This is a genomic window from Frigoribacterium sp. RIT-PI-h, assembly GCF_001297205.1.
Classification (GTDB): Bacteria; Actinomycetota; Actinomycetes; order Actinomycetales; family Microbacteriaceae; genus Frigoribacterium.
The window spans coordinates 1-5046 of record NZ_LHOZ01000083.1 but is presented as its reverse complement, the minus strand read 5'-3'; the positions used below and the strand labels follow the sequence as shown (position 1 = coordinate 5046).

Annotated in this window: 6 protein-coding genes; 4 read left to right on the top strand and 2 right to left on the bottom strand. The window is 71.6% G+C overall.

The genetic code is table 11. The features are described from left to right. Together AEQ27_RS17855 and AEQ27_RS12785 are read left to right on the top strand one after the other, a co-directional pair. Nucleotides 1-374 (top strand): hypothetical protein (locus AEQ27_RS17855; RefSeq protein WP_369813655.1); only part of this gene is annotated, 374 nt, incomplete at its 5' end. Between the two features lie 136 nt (nt 375-510). Further along, nucleotides 511-1179, top strand: coding sequence for an endonuclease/exonuclease/phosphatase family protein (locus AEQ27_RS12785; protein WP_054147012.1), 669 nt, complete (start codon nt 511-513; stop codon nt 1177-1179). A gap of 148 nt (nt 1180-1327) precedes the next feature. On the opposite strand, the gene AEQ27_RS12780 is transcribed toward AEQ27_RS12785, so the two are convergent. Further along, entirely contained in the window at nt 1328-1606 is a 279-nt protein-coding gene (locus tag AEQ27_RS12780; protein WP_054147011.1) for a hypothetical protein, read from the bottom strand. Between the two features lie 332 nt (nt 1607-1938). On the opposite strand from AEQ27_RS12780, the gene AEQ27_RS12775 reads away from it, so the two are divergent. Both AEQ27_RS12775 and AEQ27_RS12770 read left to right on the top strand, forming a co-directional pair. Further along, a complete protein-coding gene (locus AEQ27_RS12775) occupies nt 1939-2778 on the top strand; it encodes an aldo/keto reductase (RefSeq protein ID WP_054147010.1) in 840 nt (279 codons plus the stop codon). Nucleotides 2779-2951: 173 nt separating this feature from the next. Then, entirely contained in the window at nt 2952-3716 is a 765-nt protein-coding gene (locus tag AEQ27_RS12770) for a Pr6Pr family membrane protein (protein WP_054147009.1), read from the top strand. Here AEQ27_RS12770 and AEQ27_RS12765 read toward each other — a convergent pair. After that, on the bottom strand, nt 3647-5046 hold a 1400-nt coding region (locus tag AEQ27_RS12765; RefSeq protein WP_054147008.1), incomplete at its 5' end, for an FAD-dependent oxidoreductase. The genes AEQ27_RS12770 and AEQ27_RS12765 overlap by 70 nt on opposite strands.

Sequence of the window (5046 nt, the reverse complement as noted above, 5' to 3'; positions counted from 1 at the left end):
CAGCCGTGACGGCCCGTGGCCTCGAGTCCGGCGAGGCCGTGTCCGCCTCGAACGCCGGGTCCGCCCGAGTCGCCGCCGCGGCAGCCACGCCCACCCCCCCGCCGGCCCCCCCGACGACGACCCCCGCGGCGCTCCCCCCCCCCGTGGCGGGTCCCCCCGCCCCGGCCGCATCCGCCCCGGCCGTGTCGACGCCTCGCCCCGCCGCCGCAGCCGCGACGACCGGTCTCGCCTTCACCGGAGCCGAGCTGGCCGGCCCGGTCGCGCTGGCCGCCCTGCTCACCCTGCTCGGTGCCGCGCTCGTCGTCTCCACGCGTCGCCGCGCGGCCCGCGCAGCGCTCACCGGTGACGCCGACCGCACCCACCGCGGCGAGTAACCGTTCGACGGGGGGTGCCGGGTGCGGCGGACGTCCTGTCCGCCGCACCCGGCACCCCCCGTTCGTCCAACCTGCACATGCCCGAAACAGACGTGGACTAGGTTCGCTATTCGTGACAGAACACAACGGACACACGATGCGCGTCGTCAGCTACAACCTGCGCGAGCACACGGCCAAGGGCGAGATCCGGTCGCTCGCCGAGGACAACGACGCCGACGTGCTCTGCCTGCAAGAGGCCGACACCAAGGACATCCCCGACGAGTTCGGCGAGTTCGCCCTCGCGGCGTCGACGCACAACAACCGTCTCGGGCTCGCGGCCTACTACCGCCGCTCCCGGTTCGAGTTGTTGGGGACGAACGTCTACGCGCTCAAGAAGTCGATGCACGACCGCGTCATGTCGCCGGCGCACGAGCGACTGCTGGCCATGCACCTGGCCGACCGACAGAGCGGACGTGACGTGCTGATCGGCTCGTTCCACGCCGCCCCGCTCACGGCCACGAACTCCCTGCGCAAGAAGCAGGTGGAGTCGGCGCACCGCCTGATGCGCGCATTGGCGCCGGGCGTGCCGATGCTGATGGTGGGCGACTTCAACTACCCGTGGTTCCACGGCGGTCTGCGCAAGCACATCGAGCGCGACGGCTTCGTGCTGACCCGCAGCTCGACCCCGACCTACCTGGGCTACAAGTACGTCAAGGGCCACTTCGACTTCGCGACGAGCTACGACCTCAAGATCGAGGACGTCGTCACGCTCCCGGCCGGCGTCAGCGACCACCGGCCGATCCTGGTCCGCGCCCAGGGTCTCTGACCCCGCAGCCCTCGGACGGCGCGCGACGGGCCCGGTCACCTCTCGGTGGCCGGGCCCGTCGTCGTGGTGCCGGGGACCGCAGGAGGCGCGGTGCGGCTCACAGCCTCACCGCGCCTCCTCGGGTCGTCGCGCCCGGAGGCGCTGCGAACTAGGCCGCGAGTGCGAGCTCGCGGGCCTCGACCGAGGAGGCCTGCACGATGGTGCGGCTCGGCTCGTGACGCCAGCTGCGGCCGGGGATGACCCAGCCGGCGGCGCCGTCGACGACGACGGACGCACCGACGCGCACGGCGGTGGTGACGTCGTCGCGCCAGGCGCGGACGGCGAACTCGGTGCCGCGGTCGTCGACGACGACGAACTCGACGAGGCGGGCGGTGGTCAGGGTGGGCGCGGTCGTGACCGTGCCGGTGATGCTGATGATGTCGTTCATGATGCTCGATTTCGATGTGTGCTCTGTGTTGCGACAGAATCCGTGGCACGAGGCGCCGGATGGGCGGTCGTGGTCCGCCTGACGGCGGTGGTCGGGCCTGCGGTGACGGCGGCCGGAGAAGTAGGGCAACGATGATCGGTGGTCGTCGTGCGCATCCGGCGAGGTCGTCTCGCGAGGCTTTTCGGGCGGTGCGCCGGTGTGGACTCGGTCGGCACCGCACGGGAGCTCTGTGAGAAGAGAGCCCCAAGCGACTCATCACAGTAACACGCCCGGGGTACGGGCACCAGTGCTTCCTCGGAAGAAGTGTCGGGGGTGAGTGGTTGGCTCTACACATGACCACGATCCCCACCATCACCCTGAACAACGGAATCCAGATCCCCCAGCTCGGGTTCGGCGTCTACCAGGTCGACCCGGCCGAGACCAAGGACGCCACCCTCACCGCGTTCGAGGTCGGCTACCGCCACATCGACACCGCCGAGATGTACGGCAACGAGGCGGGCGTGGGCGAGGCGATCGCCGAGAGCGGCATCGACCGCAGCGAGATCTTCGTCACCTCGAAGCTCAACAACGGCTTCCACAAGCGTGACGACGCCCTGAAGGCGTTCGACGGCACGCTCGACGCCCTAAAGCAGGACTACGTCGACCTGTTCCTCATCCACTGGCCGCTGCCCGGCATCGACGTCGACTACGTCGAGACCTGGAAGGCCCTCGAAGAGATCCACGCCAGCGGTCGCGCCAAGTCGATCGGCGTCTCGAACTTCCAGCAGCCCCACCTCGAGCGCATCCTCGACGAGGGTTCGGTCGTCCCGGTCGTCAACCAGATCGAGGTGCACCCGTACCTGACGCAGGACGCGCTGCGTGAGTTCGGCGTCTCGAAGGGCATCCACACCGAGGCCTGGTCGCCCATCGCCCAGGGCGGCGTGCTGAAGGACGAGACCATCACCGAGATCGCCGAGCGGGTCGGCAAGTCGACCGCCCAGGTCACGCTGCGCTGGCACATCCAGCGGGGCGACATCGTCTTCCCCAAGTCGGTCACCCGGTCGCGCGTGGAAGAGAACTTCGACCTGTTCGACTTCGAGCTGACCGACGCCGACGTGGCCGCGATCACCGCCCTCAACAAGGACGAGCGCACCGGCCCGAACCCGGACGAGTTCAACTACATCCCCAGCTGATCCCCTGATCGGCACGGTGTCGCGCTGCGGTGCGACGCCGAGGCACCGAGGCCGGGCCCGCACGTCGTCACGACGCACGGGCCCGGCCTCGTCACGTCGAGCGTCCGGTGGGCGCCTAGTACGATCGACGTTTCCCCAGACCGCAGCCGACCAGATCCGGAGGGCGTGACACGGTGCGACGGATCGTCGGCGTCCTACGCCTGCTCGCGGCCGCCGTCGGCGTCGTCGCTCTCGTCGCCGACTTCGTCTACGTGCTCGGGTTCAGCACCTTCAGCTCGATCAACTACTTCAGCTACTTCACCCAGCAGAGCAACATGGCGAACGTCGTCGTGCTCGCGATCGCGGGAGTCCTGCTGCTGCGCGGGCGCCAGGAACCCGGCTGGTTCGCGGGAGTGCACGCCCTGGTCAGCACCTACGTCATCGTGTCGGGCATCGTGTTCGGCATCATCGTCGCCGAGTCGGCGAGTCACAACTACCGCATCGAGGTGCCCTGGTCGAGCCAGCTGCTGCACTTCGTCATCCCGACGTTCGTGCTCGTCGACTGGGTTCTCGGGCCCGACCGGCCGCGGGTGCGCTGGCGGGTGCTGTCGGTCGTGCTCGTCTTCCCGCTCGTGTGGGGCGTGTTCACGATCGTCCGTGGAGCCGACGTCGGCTGGTACCCGTACTTCTTCCTCGACCCGGCCCAGGTGACCTGGCCGGGCGAGTTCCTGCTCTACAACGGCATCGCGCTGGGCACGATCGTCGGCGTGCTCGTCGCGCTCGTCGCGCTCAGCCACGTGCGGCCGCACGCACGGGCCCGGCAGGGTCGCGGGGCCGCGTCGACGACACGCACCGCGCCTCCTGCCGTCGAGGGACCAGGAGGCGCGGGTCAGGACGTCGGGTCGGCCGTCGGCTCGTCGGTGGGCGCGGGGGACCCGGCGGCCACGAGGTCGAGGTAGGGCGCCAGGCTCCGCATGGCCGCCGCCCCCGCCGCGTCGTCGTCGCGGGCGTCGCCCTCGGTCGCCGCGTCGCCACCCGTCAGCGCGACCAGCACGGGGGCTCCCGTGGCCGGCATCAGGTTGACGAAGAGCCGGTAGGGCGCGTCGTCGTCGAGCACGGCCCAGACCGTGGCCTGGGTGGACCAGAAGGCCTCGTCGAAGCGCAGCCAGAGCACCTCGCGCGTGCCGACGCCGAGGGCCTCGATCGCGTCGGTGTGGGTGGACGGCAGCTCCGGTGAGAACTCGGGGACGCCGGTCTTCAGCACCCCCAGGGGGATCGTCGACACGGCACGGTCGACCGAGAGCGACTCGCCCGTGGCGAGTCGCAGCCCGACGCCCTGGTCGCCGTACTGCACGCGGACGACGTTGCTGTCGCGGAGGACGTCCAGGCCGTCGAGCAGGCCCGCCACGAAGCCCGACAGGCCACCCGTCACCACGGAGGCACCGGTGGGCAGCAGGTCGCGTGCGGGGTCGTCGCCGAGGGCCGAGACCGCGAGGTCGTCGGCCTCGGCGCCCCAGCGAGCCGGGAGGAGGTCGTCGAGCACGAGGGCGAGACGGTCGGCGTCCGAGACGCCGTCGGGACCGGGCAGGGCCGAGACCTGGTCGGCCCCGGACCCGGCGAGGGCGTCGGCGACGCTCGTGCCGGAGTCGGCGTCGGTCGTGGTGGAGCGAGCGTCTGCCCAAGACGCGGCCTGGTCGAGTCGGTCGGCGGCGTCGCCGAGCGAGTCGACCGCGCCGTCGGACGTCCGCACCTCGACCGTGTCGTCGAGCGGACGGGTCCGGACGCGGGCGAGGGCGAGGGCGGCCTGGAGGGCCACCGACTCGGGGCCCTCGAGCAGACCGACGCCGAGCTCGACCGGGTAGGGCCAGTCGTCGTCGGGCACGCTGCGCACCCGGCCGCCGGCCCGTCCGCGGGCCTCGACGACGACGACGTCGTCGCCGCGCTCGACCAGGGAACGCGCCGCGGTCGCCCCCGCGATGCCGGCGCCGATCACGGCGATGCGCTCGTCGGCCGCGGCGACCTCGGCGACCTGTGCCGCGACGTCGAAGCCCGACTGGCGGGCCCCGTAGACCGTGCCACCCATCGTCGAGGCGACGGCCTCACCGGCGAAGAAGAGCCGGTCGTCGAGCGGGGTGCCGAGCAACCGGCGGTCGGCGTCGGACGTGCCGGGGGTGAGGTGGCTCGTCGCCCCGAGCGAGTAGGGGTCGTCGCTCCACGAACTCCGGCGGAAGGCGGCGGGGACGACCGTGCCGGACCCGGTCGGCGTCGGGGTGGGGGCCGGCGTGGTGG